Origin of the sequence: Mesorhizobium sp. M4B.F.Ca.ET.203.01.1.1 (assembly GCF_004791025.1) — a bacterium.
Classification (GTDB): Bacteria; Pseudomonadota; Alphaproteobacteria; order Rhizobiales; family Rhizobiaceae; genus Mesorhizobium; species Mesorhizobium abyssinicae.
Map to the genome: position 1 here is coordinate 1 of NZ_SRUO01000151.1, position 343 is coordinate 343.

At 65.3% G+C, this 343-nt stretch carries 1 protein-coding gene; it reads left to right on the forward strand.

Annotated elements, in window-relative coordinates; all coding sequences use genetic code 11:
• Window positions 1-343, forward strand: a 343-nt coding sequence (locus EN846_RS34070; protein WP_135899377.1) for an ATP-binding cassette domain-containing protein, incomplete at both ends; no start/stop codon positions are given.

Sequence of the window (343 nt, forward strand, 5' to 3'; positions counted from 1 at the left end):
TCCGGTTCCGGCAAGACGACGCTGCTGCGCATGATCGCCGGCCTCGAAAGCATTGACGTGGGCACGCTGACGATCGACGGGGTGCGCTCGGAGAACCTTGCGCCGGGCAGGCGCAACGTTGCGATGGTCTTCCAGAATTATGCCCTTTACCCACATATGACGGTCGCGGAGAACATGGCCTTTGGGCTGAGGAACATTCGGGTCGCGCCGGATGTCATCCGCCAGCGGATCGCCGAGGCTGCGCGTATCCTGGAGATCGAAGCGCTGCTTCACCGACGGCCGTCGCAGCTCTCCGGCGGGCAGCGCCAGCGCGTGGCCATCGGGCGTGCGATCGTCAAGGAGC